Source organism: Paenarthrobacter nitroguajacolicus, assembly GCF_051027655.1.
Classification (GTDB): domain Bacteria; phylum Actinomycetota; class Actinomycetes; order Actinomycetales; family Micrococcaceae; genus Arthrobacter; species Arthrobacter nitroguajacolicus.
On the sequence record NZ_CP073234.1, the window covers coordinates 1,715,123 to 1,728,318 of the forward strand.

General features: G+C 62.3%; 16 protein-coding genes. 14 read left to right on the plus strand and 2 right to left on the minus strand.

All coding sequences use genetic code 11. From position 1 onward, the window contains the following. The first annotated feature begins 74 nt into the window (after positions 1-74). From KCX59_RS08315 to KCX59_RS08350, 8 genes are all read left to right on the plus strand, one after another. A complete protein-coding gene (locus KCX59_RS08315) occupies positions 75-434 on the plus strand; it encodes a LysM peptidoglycan-binding domain-containing protein (RefSeq protein WP_091466503.1) in 360 nt (119 codons plus the stop codon). Positions 435-512: 78 nt separating this feature from the next. Further along, on the plus strand, positions 513-1,631 hold the full coding sequence (locus KCX59_RS08320; RefSeq protein WP_179018969.1) for a histidinol-phosphate transaminase: 1,119 nt from the start codon (positions 513-515) through the stop codon (positions 1,629-1,631). Positions 1,632-1,677: 46 nt separating this feature from the next. Next, a complete protein-coding gene (gene hisB, locus KCX59_RS08325; RefSeq protein ID WP_091466505.1) occupies positions 1,678-2,304 on the plus strand; it encodes an imidazoleglycerol-phosphate dehydratase HisB in 627 nt (208 codons plus the stop codon). After that, positions 2,301-3,044 carry an imidazole glycerol phosphate synthase subunit HisH gene (gene hisH / locus KCX59_RS08330; RefSeq protein WP_179018967.1) on the plus strand — a complete coding sequence of 248 codons (744 nt, stop codon included), beginning with the start codon at positions 2,301-2,303 and terminating at the stop codon, positions 3,042-3,044. Before hisB ends, hisH begins: the two co-directional genes overlap by 4 nt. Then, positions 3,045-3,203, plus strand: a complete 159-nt coding sequence (locus KCX59_RS08335) for a hypothetical protein (RefSeq protein ID WP_166660235.1) — start codon at positions 3,045-3,047, stop codon at positions 3,201-3,203. A 47-nt stretch (positions 3,204-3,250) separates the two neighbouring features. Continuing rightward, the gene (gene priA / locus KCX59_RS08340) at positions 3,251-3,994 is read left to right on the plus strand and encodes a bifunctional 1-(5-phosphoribosyl)-5-((5-phosphoribosylamino)methylideneamino)imidazole-4-carboxamide isomerase/phosphoribosylanthranilate isomerase PriA (protein WP_179018965.1); all 744 of its coding nucleotides are present in this window, start codon (positions 3,251-3,253) and stop codon (positions 3,992-3,994) included. Further along, entirely contained in the window at positions 3,994-4,905 is a 912-nt protein-coding gene (locus KCX59_RS08345) for an SseB family protein (protein ID WP_179018963.1), read from the plus strand. The genes priA and KCX59_RS08345 overlap by 1 nt, the downstream gene beginning before the upstream one ends. Positions 4,906-4,956: 51 nt before the next feature. Next, positions 4,957-6,261 (plus strand): MFS transporter, encoded by a 1,305-nt coding sequence (locus KCX59_RS08350; protein ID WP_179018961.1) that lies wholly within the window; start codon positions 4,957-4,959, stop codon positions 6,259-6,261. A 105-nt stretch (positions 6,262-6,366) separates the two neighbouring features. Here KCX59_RS08350 and KCX59_RS08355 read toward each other — a convergent pair whose 3' ends face one another. Then, positions 6,367-6,765, minus strand: coding sequence for a DUF1844 domain-containing protein (locus KCX59_RS08355; protein WP_091467627.1), 399 nt, complete (start codon positions 6,763-6,765; stop codon positions 6,367-6,369). A 393-nt stretch (positions 6,766-7,158) separates the two neighbouring features. Here KCX59_RS08355 and infC point away from each other — a divergent pair, with 393 nt between their 5' ends. The 5 genes from infC (at position 7,159) to KCX59_RS08380 (ending at position 11,276) form a co-directional block, all read left to right on the plus strand. After that, positions 7,159-8,211 carry a translation initiation factor IF-3 gene (infC, locus tag KCX59_RS08360; RefSeq protein ID WP_370629228.1) on the plus strand — a complete coding sequence of 351 codons (1,053 nt, stop codon included), beginning with the start codon at positions 7,159-7,161 and terminating at the stop codon, positions 8,209-8,211. Between the two features lie 116 nt (positions 8,212-8,327). After that, on the plus strand, positions 8,328-8,522 hold the full coding sequence (gene rpmI / locus KCX59_RS08365; RefSeq protein WP_011774324.1) for a 50S ribosomal protein L35: 195 nt from the start codon (positions 8,328-8,330) through the stop codon (positions 8,520-8,522). A gap of 119 nt (positions 8,523-8,641) precedes the next feature. Further along, positions 8,642-9,310, plus strand: coding sequence for a 50S ribosomal protein L20, sunset domain variant (rplT, locus tag KCX59_RS08370; protein ID WP_011774325.1), 669 nt, complete (start codon positions 8,642-8,644; stop codon positions 9,308-9,310). Positions 9,311-9,336: 26 nt separating this feature from the next. After that, a complete protein-coding gene (locus KCX59_RS08375) occupies positions 9,337-10,248 on the plus strand; it encodes a TrmH family RNA methyltransferase (RefSeq protein WP_091466515.1) in 912 nt (303 codons plus the stop codon). Positions 10,249-10,349: 101 nt separating this feature from the next. After that, entirely contained in the window at positions 10,350-11,276 is a 927-nt protein-coding gene (locus KCX59_RS08380; RefSeq protein ID WP_091466517.1) for a cation diffusion facilitator family transporter, read from the plus strand. Positions 11,277-11,402: 126 nt separating this feature from the next. Here the strand turns inward: KCX59_RS08380 and KCX59_RS08385 are convergent, their stop codons facing one another. Next, on the minus strand, positions 11,403-12,611 hold the full coding sequence (locus KCX59_RS08385; protein WP_179018959.1) for an MFS transporter: 1,209 nt from the start codon (positions 12,609-12,611) through the stop codon (positions 11,403-11,405). Positions 12,612-12,744: 133 nt separating this feature from the next. On the opposite strand from KCX59_RS08385, the gene KCX59_RS08390 reads away from it, so the two are divergent. Then, on the plus strand, positions 12,745-13,179 hold the full coding sequence (locus KCX59_RS08390) for a (deoxy)nucleoside triphosphate pyrophosphohydrolase (RefSeq protein ID WP_179018957.1): 435 nt from the start codon (positions 12,745-12,747) through the stop codon (positions 13,177-13,179). Positions 13,180-13,196: the final 17 nt, after the last annotated feature.

Below are 13,196 nucleotides of genomic sequence, written 5' to 3' on the forward strand. Positions count from 1 at the left end.
ACGGGAACGCAAAGAATTGGCCGCCAAGCTCCGGGCACCCCGGAACCTGGCAATAGCTCAGAAGGGCTCAGCTCATGTCCGCAGTCACTACGTTCGCTGATTTCCGCACCACTCAGGCACCCGCTCGCCTGCGTCTCACCCGGCGGGGACGGATTGTCTTCTTCGGCATCCCGGCAATGCTGTTGGTGGCGGCGCTGCTGACCCTTGCCGGTTTCATCAACTCCCCGGCCAAGGCCTCGGACTCCCAGTCCCAATTGCGACCGCCCGTTGCAGTCACTGTAACGGTCCAGCCGGGCCAATCACTGTGGGGCATTGCCGGCGCGGCCGCTCCGGAGCGGGACCCGCGTGACGTGATCGCGGAGATCATCCAGCTGAATGACCTCCGCGGCGGCCGCATTCTGCCCGGCCAGCAGCTGTTCGTCCCTGCAAACTGAGTCGTCCACCATCCGCAGGAACCGATCGCCCGGCGTCACAGTTAGTCGGCAGTCCGGGCCGCCCCTTAAACTGTGATGGTGAGTGACCAGCTTGAGCGACTTGACAGACTTCCCCTCCGGACCAACCTGCGTGGACTGAGCCCCTACGGCGCACCGCAGCTTGACGTCCCCATCCTGCTCAACGTCAACGAAAACACTCATGGCGTCCCCGCGGATGTCCAGGCCGCCATCACCGAGGCTGTCGCCGCTGCGGCCACAGGGCTGAACCGCTATCCGGACCGTGAGTTCACTGAACTACGGGTAGCCCTCGCGGAGTACCTTGGCCACGAACTTTCTCCGGACAACATTTGGGCCGCCAACGGATCCAATGAAGTCCTGCAGCAAATCCTCCAGGCATTTGGTGGACCGGGACGCAAAGCGCTCGGTTTCCCGCCCACGTACTCCATGTACCCCCTTCTGGCGAGTGGCACGGACACAGAGTATGTCCGCGGCGTGCGTGCTGACGACTACGGGCTGGACGCCGAATCGGCCGCCGCGCAGGTTCGGGAAACGGGCGCCAACATCGTGTTCCTGTGCTCACCGAACAACCCAACCGGTACAGGGTTGGGCTTGGACGTTGTTGAGGCCGTCTACGAGGCCGGCGAAGCGAGCCAGGCCATCGTGATCGTGGACGAGGCGTATCACGAGTTCGCGCACGACAATACTCCGAGCGCCTTGACGTTGTTGCCAGGACGCGAGCGGTTGATCGTCTCGCGCACCATGAGCAAAGCGTTCGCCCTTGCGGGTGCCCGGCTCGGCTACATGGCGGCAGCCCCGGAAGTCACAGACGCAATCAGGCTGGTCCGCCTTCCTTACCACTTGTCTGCCGTCACGCAGGCAACGGCGCTGGCTGCGCTTAACCACCGCGAAGCCCTTATGGCCGACGTCGAGGACATCAAGGTACAACGCGACCGGATTGTGACTGAGCTGCTTCGCATGGGCCTCAAGCCCGCGGCCTCCGACTCCAACTACGTCTTCTTTGGCGGCCTCGAGGAGCCACACAAGATTTGGCAGGGCCTGCTCAATGCCGGCGTGCTGATCCGCGACGTCGGCATCCCTGGGCATTTGCGTGTCACCGCCGGAACCGAACCGGAAACCACCGCCTTCCTTGAGGCCTTGGAAGCACTGCTGGACGGCACGGCGCCGCAGCGCGCCTAAACTTGTCCATAGACCCAACCCACCCTCCGTGTATAAGGACGTCCCAATGAGCGAAACCGGCACCACGCCGACCGCTGCCCGCACCGCGCGCATGGAGCGCACCACCAGCGAGTCTTCAGTCCTGGTGGAGATCAACCTGGACGGTTCCGGTGTCTCGGACATCAGTACCTCGGTTCCGTTCTACGACCACATGCTGACGGCACTGTGCAAGCACTCCCTGATCGACATGACGGTGAAGGCCACAGGCGACACCCACATCGACGCGCACCACACCGTGGAAGATGTCGCCATCACTTTTGGCGAGGTCCTGCGGACGGCATTGGGCAACAAGGCCGGAATCCGTCGCTTCGGCGAAGCAACTGTTCCTTTGGACGAAGCGCTGGCGCACGCTGTCGTGGATGTTTCCGGGCGTCCTTACCTGGTGCACGGTGGTGAGCCGGCCGGGCAGGAGTACCACCTGATCGGTGGACACTTCACGGGCTCGCTGACACGCCACGTTTTTGAAGCCATCACGCTGCATGCCGGAATCTGCCTGCACATGAATGTCTTGGCTGGCCGGGACCCGCACCACATAGTCGAGGCCCAGTTCAAGGCTTTTGCCCGCGCTTTACGTGCAGCCGTGGAATCCGATCCCCGCGTGGAGGGCATCCCTTCCACCAAGGGCGCACTATGAGCGGCCAGTTTCTGAAGAATGGAGCGGTGGCTGACGCCACTGCATCCGTGAAGCCGGAGTCGCCCGAAGGCAAGCCCACTGTCACTGTGCTGGACTATGGATCGGGCAACGTACGGTCTGCCGTCCGTGCTCTTGAGCGCGCTGGCGCCCACGTCGTTCTGAGCTCCAAGGCTGAGGACGTGCTGAACGCTGACGGCCTGGTGGTGCCCGGGGTTGGTGCCTACGAGACGGTGATGAAGGAGCTTAAGTCCGTCGATGCCATTCGCATGATTGGACGCCGGGTTGCTGGTGGCCGCCCCGTGCTGGCCATCTGCGTCGGCTTGCAGGTCCTCTTCGAAGCCGGCGTAGAGCACGGCACCGAATCCGAGGGTATGGCCGAGTGGCCGGGCAAGGTTGAACTCCTTCCCGCTCCGGTAGTGCCGCACATGGGCTGGAACACCGTGGACGTACCTGAGGGCTCAAAGCTGTTCGCCGGCGTTGAGCAGGAACGTTTCTACTTTGTGCACTCCTACGGTGTCCAGGAGTGGAACTTCGACGTCGTTCAGCCCCGCATGGCTCCTCCCATGGTCACCTGGTCCGAGCATGGTGCGCGTTTCATTGCTGCTGTCGAGAACGGCCCACTCTGCGCTACCCAATTCCACCCGGAGAAGTCAGGCGATGCCGGAGCCCGGCTCTTGCGAAACTGGGTGGACAGCCTCCGTAAGCCCGCTCCGGAAGCATCCGGAAGCGATACCGCCTAGATGTGGGGCTCAGTATTGCTGATGGCCCTCGCCGGCCTGCTGATAGGCGGGGGTATCTCCTTCCACCAGCAGAATAAACCGCGCTGGGTTTCCATTTCTTTCTACGTGCTGGCCGGGATGTCCCTGTTGGCCGCCTATCTCCTGACGCTGGGTAACTAAACCAGTCGCTCAACAAATCGCGTCACCTTCGAACTCCAAGGACACACATGACCACCTCCGCCCAGTCCGTTCTGGAACTCCTGCCCGCCGTCGACATCGTTGACGGCCAGGCAGTCCGCCTCCTGCAGGGAGAAGCCGGCTCGGAAACCAGCTACGGTACACCCCTGGAAGCAGCTTTGAACTGGCAGGACGCGGGTGCCGAATGGGTGCACATGGTTGACCTGGACGCCGCTTTCGGCCGTGGAAACAACGCCGCGCTGATCAGCGAGGTCGTATCGCAGCTCAACGTCAAGGTGGAACTCTCCGGCGGTTTGCGGGACGACGAATCCCTGGAACGTGCGCTGGAGCTGGGCGTCGCGCGCGTGAATCTCGGAACGGCAGCGTTGGAGAACCCGGAGTGGACCCGAAAGGCAATCGACCGCTTCGGTGACAAGATCGCCGTCGGCCTTGACGTCCGCGGGACAACTCTTGCCGGACGCGGTTGGACCAAGGAGGGCGGTGACCTTTGGGAGGTTCTGGCACGCCTGGAGGACGCCGGGTGCGCCCGCTACGTTGTCACAGACGTCACCAAGGACGGAACCCTTCAGGGCCCGAACGTGGAACTCCTTCGCCAGATGGTGGAGAAGACCGGCAAGCCCGTTGTCGCTTCGGGCGGTATCTCCAGCTTGGAAGACCTGCGCGTTCTGCGCGAACTGGTACCGCTGGGTGTTGAAGGCGCGATCGTAGGCAAGGCTCTCTACGCCGGTGCCTTCACGCTGCCCGAGGCGCTGGACGTTGCCGGCCGCCGCTGATGCCCCACAACGCAGGACATCAGCACGACGATCATGGCCACGGCAGGCGTGAGCTTCCCGGTCACATAGCGGCCGCCTTGGCCGGTGCCGGTGGAGCTACCGACTCTGCCGGCCAGCCTTGGTCCGGAAGGAGCCTCAGCGGTGACGACGCCAAAATCCACAATTTTGAGGACGACGACGGCTCGGCGGACGCCGGTTATGTAGCCGCCATCGCGGCACTGATCAACGGAACCGGCAGCGAGGCAGACGTTGTTGCCTCCTTGGCGACGGCGAGGGTTTTCGTTCCGGTCGTTGCCCAGCTGGCTGAAGAAGCATCGGGCGTCGACGGCCTCCATGCAGACAAGCAAGCCGATATGGCTTTGGTCACACTCAAGGCTCCCGATGGTCGCACTGCGATGCCGGTCTTTACCTCTGCAGCTGCCCTCAAGAAATGGCATTCGGAGGCGCGGCCCGTGGCCGTGTACGCTGCGCGCGCAGCGCTTTCTGCAGTATCCGAGGGCGCGCAGCTGTTGGTGATGGACCCAGGCTCCGACTTCGCATTTGTTGTGCGGCGCCCGGCAATGTGGGCCCTTGCCCAGCAGAAGGACTGGACGCCGTCATACCTTGATGATCAACTGGAGGCTGCTCTCGTTTCAACGGTCTCGGCATTTCGGACCGTCCGTCGCTTGGAGACGCAACCCGGTGGCGGTGTTGCGTCCCTGACGGCCGACGGTCGACGTGTACATGGCGGCGGTGCAGGGCCGGAACTGCGTGTGGTGCTCTTCCTCGAAGATGGACTCGACGCCGTGGCTGTGCAGACGCTCCTTGCCCAACTGAACGATGCGTGGGCAAGGATGGATTCCTTTGCCGAGGGCGTTGATTCCATGGAAGTAAAACTGCAGCGCGCAGCACAGGAGCCCGCGCGGCATTAATGGCAGTGCCGGTTCTCCGGGGCTGCCCTGGGGAACAAGAGGATTTAGCCAGTGAACTTCGCTCTCTATAAAGAGATGCTGTCCATCCGTCCTGTCCGGCGTCTGTTGGTTGTGGGCATGATTGCGCGCATTCCACACTCGGCGGCGGGCGTGCTCCTCACTCTGCACATCGTGCTGACGCTGGGCCAGGGCTACGCCGCCGCCGGTGCAGCAGCCGCTGTCATGACCATCGGCATTGCGCTGGGTGCACCCTGGCGTGGTCGACGGGTGGACATGGTGGGGCTGAGGAAGGCCCTGATCCCTTCGGTTGTGTCCGAAACCGTCATCTGGTCGATAGTCCCGCACGTTTCGTATGAATGGCTGCTGCCATTGGTGTTTGTCGGCGGTCTTTTCACCCTGCCGATCTTCAGTGTTGTCCGCCAGTCGCTGGGTGTCATGGTGGATGGCGAGCAGCGGCGATCGGCCTTTGCCCTCGATTCCATCGCCACCGAGCTGGTGTTCATGATCGGCCCGGCTGTCGGCGCCATCGTGGCAACCAGTGGCTTCTCGGCGATCGGACTGACGGCAGTAGGAATTTCGGTCTCCGTTGCCGGGCTGTTCCTTATGTGGTTCAACCCGCCAACCCGGAGCGAAGTGGTCTGCACCCCGCAGGAGACTGCAGACAGGGCGGCGGCTGACCTCGCTGCTGCGGAGGCTGCGATGGTGGCGTCAGCGCCTGCCCACGTCCAGGAGGCGGCCTCGGAAATGGCGTCCTCAACCTCGCGCAAAGCAGCATTCCGGAGTCGCGTCGCCAGGAACTTCACCTGGTTCACGGTTTCCGTTGCGGCACTCTTCGCCGTAGCCGCGGGATCCGGAATGGTGCTCAGTGGTTCGGATGTCAGCATCGTCGGGCTGCTGGAACGTGGTGGACACGAGAATGAAATCGGCATCGTGTTCTTCTTCTGGTGCGCAGCGTCCGTGGTCGGTGGACTCATCTACGGGTCAATGAAGCGGACCGTTTCGCCAATGCTCTTGCTCCTGGGCATGGCCGCACTCACCATTCCGATGGGCTTTGCCCAAGACACCTGGACCCTCGCGTTCCTCTCGCTCCTGCCCGGCCTTTTGTGCGCACCGGTTTTGTCGGCGTCGTCCGAGAAGGTGGCTGACCTTGTGGACGAGGAGCGCCGGGGTGAAGCGATGGGCTGGTACGGCTCGGCACTGACTGCAGGTGTTGCCTTGGGCGCGCCTCTGGCCGGGGTCTTTATCGACACCGTCGGTCCGTCGGGTGGCTTTGCCGCCGTCGGCATCGCTGGCGTCGCTCTCTGCGCTACTGGACTCATCCTGACGTCCTTGCGCCGTCGCGCCGCCCGCGTCTGAAACCCGGAAACGCTGAAGCGCTGAACCTCAACACCAAGCAAGCAACGACGGCGGGCCGACCACACGTGGTCGACCCGCCGTCGTTGACTATTGCGGAAGTTGGGGCTAATTCACCGGTCCGGTGAACTTTTCGCCCGGACCCTTGCCCGGGGCGTCAGGAATGAGGGAAGCCTCGCGGAATGCCAGCTGCAGTGAACGCAAGCCATCGCGCAACGGGCCGGCGTGCTGTGAACCGATTTCCGGGGCGGCTGCTGACACCAGGCCGGCGAGGGCCGTGATGAGCTTGCGGGCTTCGTCCAAGTCCTTGAGGTCCTCGGCATTGGGATCATCGGCCAGGCCCACCTTGACGGCTGCCGCGCTCATGAGGTGAACGGCGCCCGTGGTAATGACTTCCACTGCGGGAACTTCAGCGATGTCACGGATCTGCTGGGACACTCCGGCATCAACGGCGGGGGAGGCGTCTTCCCCATAGGAGTTACGGGAATTGCTGTCTTCAGTGCTCATACTGGTAAGCTTGTCACAGACCGACTGGAAGTCGTTATTCACAGTCAACATCTGCAGTTCTTGCTCCCGCCTTCCGCAATGTGCGCTTGGCGGGTTGTTTCTGTAGAATTGACTTTCAGTTTGCAAGCGGAGTTCTCTCCCACCCGCGTCAACCGTTCCCTTCGGGGACAGGATCCCTTTCGGGACAAGAGGTTGCCGGGTACCTGGTCGGACACTTCCGGTGGCATTGCTTCCGGGGGTGCGTACTTCCCGCGGGGAGGTGCAGCCGATCTTCGAGGCCTTCGATTGCACCAGCAATTGGGGGCCTTCTCTTTTTGCCGGTGACATCACCACAACCACAGGAGCTTTAACATTAGCGAGCCAAGAATCAATGAGCGTATCCGCGTCCCCGAGGTGCGGTTGGTCGGTCCTGCCGGCGAACAGGTAGGAATTGTCCGCATTGAGGACGCCCTGCGTCTTGCTGCCGAGTCCGATCTCGATCTCGTTGAAGTTGCCCCGCAGGCTAAGCCTCCTGTTTGCAAGTTGATGGACTTCGGCAAGTACAAGTACGAAGCTGCCGTGAAGGCCCGCGAGGCCCGCAAGAACCAGACCAACACGGTTCTGAAGGAAATTCGCTTCCGCCTTAAGATCGACAAGCACGACTACGAAACCAAGCGCGGTCACGCACTTCGGTTCCTGGGCGCCGGTGACAAGGTCAAGGCCATGATCCAGTTCCGCGGCCGTGAGCAGCAGCGTCCCGAGATGGGTATCCGCCTGCTGCAGCGTTTTGCTGAAGACGTTGCCGAGGTTGGCATCATCGAGTCCAGCCCGCGCATCGATGGCCGCAACATGGTCATGGTGATCGGACCGCTGAAGAACAAGGCTGAAGCGAAGGCCGAAGCCCGTCGCGCTACGCAGCGTGCTGAAGCCAAGGCTCAGAATGAGGCCAAGGCATCCGGACGTGTAGACACCACGGGCGAACAGACTCCGCTGACGCAGAGCCTCGCCGACCTTCTTCCCGAGGGCTTCAAGGTCACCGAAGAGGAGACCAAGCAGGACACTGTCGAAGCCCCCGAGGCCCAGACAGCGGTTACCGAAGAGGCTCCGGCTGCTGAAGAAGCTCCCGTTGCTGAGGAAGCTCCGGTTGTTGAAGAGGCTCCGGTTGTTGAAGAAGCTCCTGCTGCTGAGGAAGCTCCTGCTCCGGTTGTTGAAAAAGCACCCGTGGTCGAGGCTCCTGCAGCCAAGGCAGCTCCGGCAAAGGCAGCGCCTGCGCCGGCGAAAACTGCACCGGCCGCCAAGGCAGCACCGGCAGAAGCGGCTCCGAAGCCAGTTGTTCCGGCAGCCGCCCCGAAGCCTGCAGTTCCGTCGGCTCCGAAGCCCGTCGCTAAGCCGGCAGCTCCCAAGCCGGCAGCTCGGCCCGCGGCCCCCAAGGTTGCGCCCAAGCCTGCATCACGCAAGACCAACTAGTTCAACGCCTCGGAGGCCCGCCTCCAACGGCAAGCAACCAGCACGCCGGCCCTCGTAGGCCGGCTGCGCGAAAGAATCGCGGACTCGTCCGTGGATACGTAAGGAGATCGGTTCCCATGCCGAAGATGAAGACCCACAGCGGTGCTAAGAAGCGCTTCAAGCTGACCGGCACCGGCAAGCTGAAGCGTCAGCAGGCCAACCGCCGTCACTACCTTGAGCACAAGTCCTCAAGGCTGACCCGTCGCCTCGCTGGCGACAAGCTCGTCTTCAAGGGCGATGCCAAGGTCATCAAGAAGATGCTCGGCGTCTAAGTTCCAAGTTCTTTGGTTACTGCCATCCGGCAGGGACCGACTACACCAAAAGCCTTCTCAGGCCGGCCGGGTTTCCGGCAGTAGCAGCTTGGGATAAAGATTTCTGAAGGAGTACGCACGTGGCACGTGTGAAGCGGGCGGTAAACGCCCACAAGAAGCGCAGGGTTGTCCTCGAACGCGCAAAGGGTTACCGCGGACAGCGTTCGCGCCTGTACCGCAAGGCCAAAGAGCAGCTGCTGCACTCGTTTGTGTACAGCTACGGCGACCGCCGCAAGAAGAAGGGTGACTTCCGTCGCCTCTGGATCCAGCGCATCAATGCTGCATCCCGCGCCAATGGCCTCACCTACAACCGCTTGATCCAGGGCCTCAAGGCCGCTGAGGTTGAGGTTGACCGCCGCATGCTGGCCGAGCTGGCTGTCTCTGACGCCAACGCTTTCGCCGCCCTGGTGAACATTGCCAAGGCTGCACTTCCGGCTGACACCTCCGCGCCGGCAGCTGCTGCCGCTCCCAAGGCCGCCAAGGTTGCTCCGGCTGCTGCCACCGCAACGGCTGTCAAGGCTGTTGTTTCCGAGAAGCCGGCTATCGACGGCGCAGTTGCTGCTGATGGCGACGAGGCCCCGGAAGGCTACGCCATCAAGGGCAACGCCGAGTCCAAGAAGTACCACGTTCCGGGTTCCACCTGGTACAACACCACTGCTGCTGAGTACTGGTTCTCCACCGTTGAGGCTGCAAAGGCCGCTGGCTTTGAGCCTGCAGGTGGCGAAGCCCGCCAGCAGATCAAGAACTAGTCGCAACTGCCACTAAAGTTCTTTATATGAACGAAACCGGGCGCCCGCAAGACTTTCCGATGACCAACCCCCGAGCTGATCGGGTGAGGGACGTCGCCAGGCTTGCCGGGCGCCCGGCGCGTTTAAAACGCGGACGCTTCCTTGCTGAGGGTCCGCAGGCGGTGCGTGAGGCTTTGACCCTGCACCGTGAGCGCACTGCGGCCGGAGGACCCGCCGTCGTGCATGAAGTTTTTGCCAGCGAAGCGTGCCTTGAGCGCCTCCCTGAGCTTGCCGATCTGGCGCAGGAAACGCAGCTCCGGCTTGCAAGTGACGAAGTCCTTGCCGCCATGGCGGATACCGTCAATCCGCAGGGGATTGTGGCTGTGTGCAGTTTTGTGGACGTCAGCTTGGAGTCAGTGCTCGACGCCGGTCCACGCCTGATCGCTGTCATGTGCCAGGTGCGCGATCCCGGTAACGCCGGGACTGTTCTCCGCGCTGCGGATGCTGCCGGCGCCGACGCAGTTGTCCTTACTGGTTCGAGCGTGGACATCTACAACCCCAAGGCTGTCCGGTCGACAGCTGGCTCCCTTTTCCACTTGCCGGTGGTGCTGGGTGCCGATGTTGAGGAGTTGGTGGCACACTGCCGGGATCGCGGTATCGGTGTCCTGGCTGCGGACGGATATGGAACCGTCAACTTGGACAAACTGCAGGACGAGAATGCGGCGCGGAGACTGGGGAATGAATCAGTGACCTCGGACTATGCCCTTGAGTCACCTACGGCCTGGCTGTTCGGCAACGAAGCGCAGGGTTTGTCGGAGACGGAGCTTGCACTGGCTGATCATCGCGTGGCGGTTCCTGTCTATGGGGCAGCTGAAAGCCTGAACCTGGGTACCGCCGCCACGGTGTGTCTTTACGCCAGCGCGCGTTCCCAGCAGGGCGCCCGACTGGAGAATGTGTAAACAGCGCATCGCCGGGTACGGTATTGGATGCAAGATCGGACGATGACGACTCTTCTTGGCACATCCCATTCTTTCCCCGAACCCAAAGAGGTGAAGCTTTCGTGGCTGCAGGTGGCGGTACCAAAGCGATTGTGGCGGCCTTGGCCGCCAATCTGACTATTGCCGTATTGAAGTTCATTGCATTCTTCCTGACGGCGTCATCGTCCATGCTGGCTGAAGCCATCCACTCGGTGGCGGACTCCGGAAACCAGATCCTGCTTCTTGTGGGAGGTAAACGGGCCAAGCGGGCCGCCAGCCCCGAGCATCCGTTCGGCTATGGCCGTGAGCGGTACATCTACGCGTTCATCGTCTCCATCGTGCTGTTCAGTGTCGGTGGCCTGTTTGCCTTGTACGAGGCCTGGGAGAAGTTCCAGCACCCACACGGTATCGAGGGGGCTTTCTGGTGGGTCCCGTTGGCCGTCTTGGTCGGTGCCATCATTGCTGAGTCGTTCTCGTTCCGCACGGCCATCATTGAGTCGAACCACATCCGCGGCAAGCAATCATGGGTCAAGTTTGTCCGCAACGCCAAGCAGCCGGAACTGCCAGTGATCCTGCTGGAGGACTTTGGCGCTTTGCTTGGCCTGATTTTCGCGCTCTTCGGTGTGGGAATGACGCTGGTCACCGGTGACGGGGTCTGGGATGCACTCGGCACAGCGATGATTGGCCTCCTGCTGGTGGCCATCGCAGTGGTCCTTGCGCTGGAAACCAAGTCCCTGCTGCTGGGGGAGTCTGCCACCAAGGAAGATGTCCAGCGCATCACGGAGGCACTGGAAGCTGACGGCACCCGCATCATCCACCTCAAAACCTTGCACCTGGGTCCGGAAGAGCTGCTTGTAGCTGCGAAGATCTCCATGGAGGCCTCTGAGACGGGCGAAGAGATTGCGAAGGGGATCGACGCCGCCGAGCAGCGTATCCGTGCGGCAGTCCCCATTGCGCGGGTCATCTACCTCGAACCTGACATAGAACGCGTCCAGGCGCCGCAGGGTTAGCCGTTCCGGAAATGTTCCTTCCGGATTAGTAGGTTCGATATGTGCTTAACAAGCATGGGCTCCGCCGTGGCGGAGCCCATGCTTGTTGTGTGTGGTTTTCTGGCCAACCAGCGCTCTTCTGGTGGATCAGGAGGACAGCGGCTTTTTTCGCTCCAGCAGACCACTGACCAGGGCCACTCCGAGGCCCAGAATGGCAAGGACCGCGCCAACCAATGCGGGAGCCACATATCCCCAACCCCAGGCAATAACTGTGCCGCCCAGGAAGGCGCCGAGCGCGTTGGCGATGTTGAGGGCGGAGTGGTTCAGCGAGGATGCCAGCGATGCGGCGCCCGGGGCAGCGTCCAGGAGGCGGGTTTGCAGCGCGGGAGTGAGCATGGAGCCCACACCGCCCACCACGAACGCCATGATGAAGGCGGCCCAGGCCCAGTGCGCAGCGATGGCGTAGACCACCAGGGCCACGGCGATTCCCGGCATGACCCAGTAGATGGTGCCCATCACGGACTTGTCGGCAAGGCGTCCTCCGAAGATGTTTCCCACCACCATGCCCAGTCCGTAGAGGGCCACAACGGCGGGGATCAGGTTCTCCGGTATGCCAGCCACAGAGGTCATGGTGTGTGCAATGTAGGTGTAAACGGCGAAGAAGCCACCAAACCCAATGATGCCGATCAGTAGCGCCAGCCAAACTTGGAGCCGTTTGAGGGCTCCAAGTTCGCGTCGGATGCTGGCCTCGGGGTGGGCTGCCTCGAAGGGGACGAATTTCCACACCATGGCGACGGTCAGCAATCCGATGGCGCCCACAATGACGAAGAGGAGCCGCCACCCGAAGGTCTGCCCAACCCATGTGGCCAAAGGAACCCCGATGACGTTGGAGACCGTAAGTCCTGCCATCACCATGGAGATTGCCCAGCCCCGTTTGGTAGGCGCGACGAGTCCGGCTGCGATGACGGCTGCCACTCCGAAGAAAGCTCCGTGGGGAAGTCCGGAAGCAAAACGGGAGAGCAGCATGAAGCCGTAATCCGGTGCGATGAAGGACGTCAGGTTTGCCAAGGACAGGAACAGCATGAGCCCCAACGCAAGGTGCTTTCTGGGAAGCTTTGCCCCGAACGCAGCGAAGAGGGGAGCGCCGATAACGACGCCCAAGGCGTAAGCCGAGATGAGGTTGCCCGCTTCGGGGGTGCTGATGCCCAGCCCCTCCTCGATTTCCTTCAGCAGGCCCATCATGGCGAATTCGGTGGTACCGATGGCGAACCCGCCCATGGCCAAGGCCAGGATGGCCAAGCCAAGGTGTTTCCTTGCTGCTTTGGCGGTGGCGGGGGTGGACACGGTGGTAGTCATAAGCCTGCTTCTTGAGGGTGCCTTGTGGGCTGGGGAAATTGGAGAAAATCCGATAACAAGTTTAGTCCGGGGCCCCGTGACTTGTCGCTGCTATGTGACGATGCCCATTCATCGGGCCCCATAGACTGTTTCGGTGACTGCACTGATCAACGTCGTGGGCGCCGCCGTCGTCGACTCCTTGGAAGCCCCCACCCGCCTTCTTGTTGCGCGCCGCACTGCGCCGCCCCGGTTCGCGGGCATGTGGGAATTTCCGGGCGGCAAGGTGGAAGCCGGTGAGACCGCAGAGGCTGCCCTGCACCGTGAACTCGCGGAAGAACTGGGCATTGAAGTGCAACTCGGGCCCGAGCTGGACTCGGGTAACACCACTGGGTGGACGCTCAATGAGCGTGCCTCCATGCGTGTGTGGTTCGCCGAGCTGGCGTCGGGAGAGCCGCGGCCGCTGGAGGATCACGACGAATTGCGTTGGGTATCGTTGGCTGACAGTGACGAAGCTCTCGGCCTGCCATGGATTCCGGCGGACCTTCCAATAGTCCGGGCGTTGCTTATCCGGGTGGCCGCTCCCGCTTGAGAACCGGGCGCTTGGAT

What these genes read in the sequence shown, in the direction of transcription:
- KCX59_RS08385 (WP_179018959.1), bottom strand. Translation starts at nt 12,611, where the DNA reads ATGACTACCACCGTGTCCACCCCCGCCACCGCCAAAGCAGCAAGGAAA.
- KCX59_RS08335 (WP_166660235.1), top strand. Translation starts at nt 3,045, where the DNA reads ATGTGGGGCTCAGTATTGCTGATGGCCCTCGCCGGCCTGCTGATAGGC.
- rpmI (WP_011774324.1), top strand. Translation starts at nt 8,328, where the DNA reads ATGCCGAAGATGAAGACCCACAGCGGTGCTAAGAAGCGCTTCAAGCTG.
- KCX59_RS08355 (WP_091467627.1), bottom strand. Translation starts at nt 6,765, where the DNA reads ATGAGCACTGAAGACAGCAATTCCCGTAACTCCTATGGGGAAGACGCC.
- priA (WP_179018965.1), top strand. Translation starts at nt 3,251, where the DNA reads ATGACCACCTCCGCCCAGTCCGTTCTGGAACTCCTGCCCGCCGTCGAC.
- KCX59_RS08375 (WP_091466515.1), top strand. Translation starts at nt 9,337, where the DNA reads ATGAACGAAACCGGGCGCCCGCAAGACTTTCCGATGACCAACCCCCGA.
- KCX59_RS08345 (WP_179018963.1), top strand. Translation starts at nt 3,994, where the DNA reads ATGCCCCACAACGCAGGACATCAGCACGACGATCATGGCCACGGCAGG.
- hisB (WP_091466505.1), top strand. Translation starts at nt 1,678, where the DNA reads ATGAGCGAAACCGGCACCACGCCGACCGCTGCCCGCACCGCGCGCATG.
- KCX59_RS08315 (WP_091466503.1), top strand. Translation starts at nt 75, where the DNA reads ATGTCCGCAGTCACTACGTTCGCTGATTTCCGCACCACTCAGGCACCC.
- hisH (WP_179018967.1), top strand. Translation starts at nt 2,301, where the DNA reads ATGAGCGGCCAGTTTCTGAAGAATGGAGCGGTGGCTGACGCCACTGCA.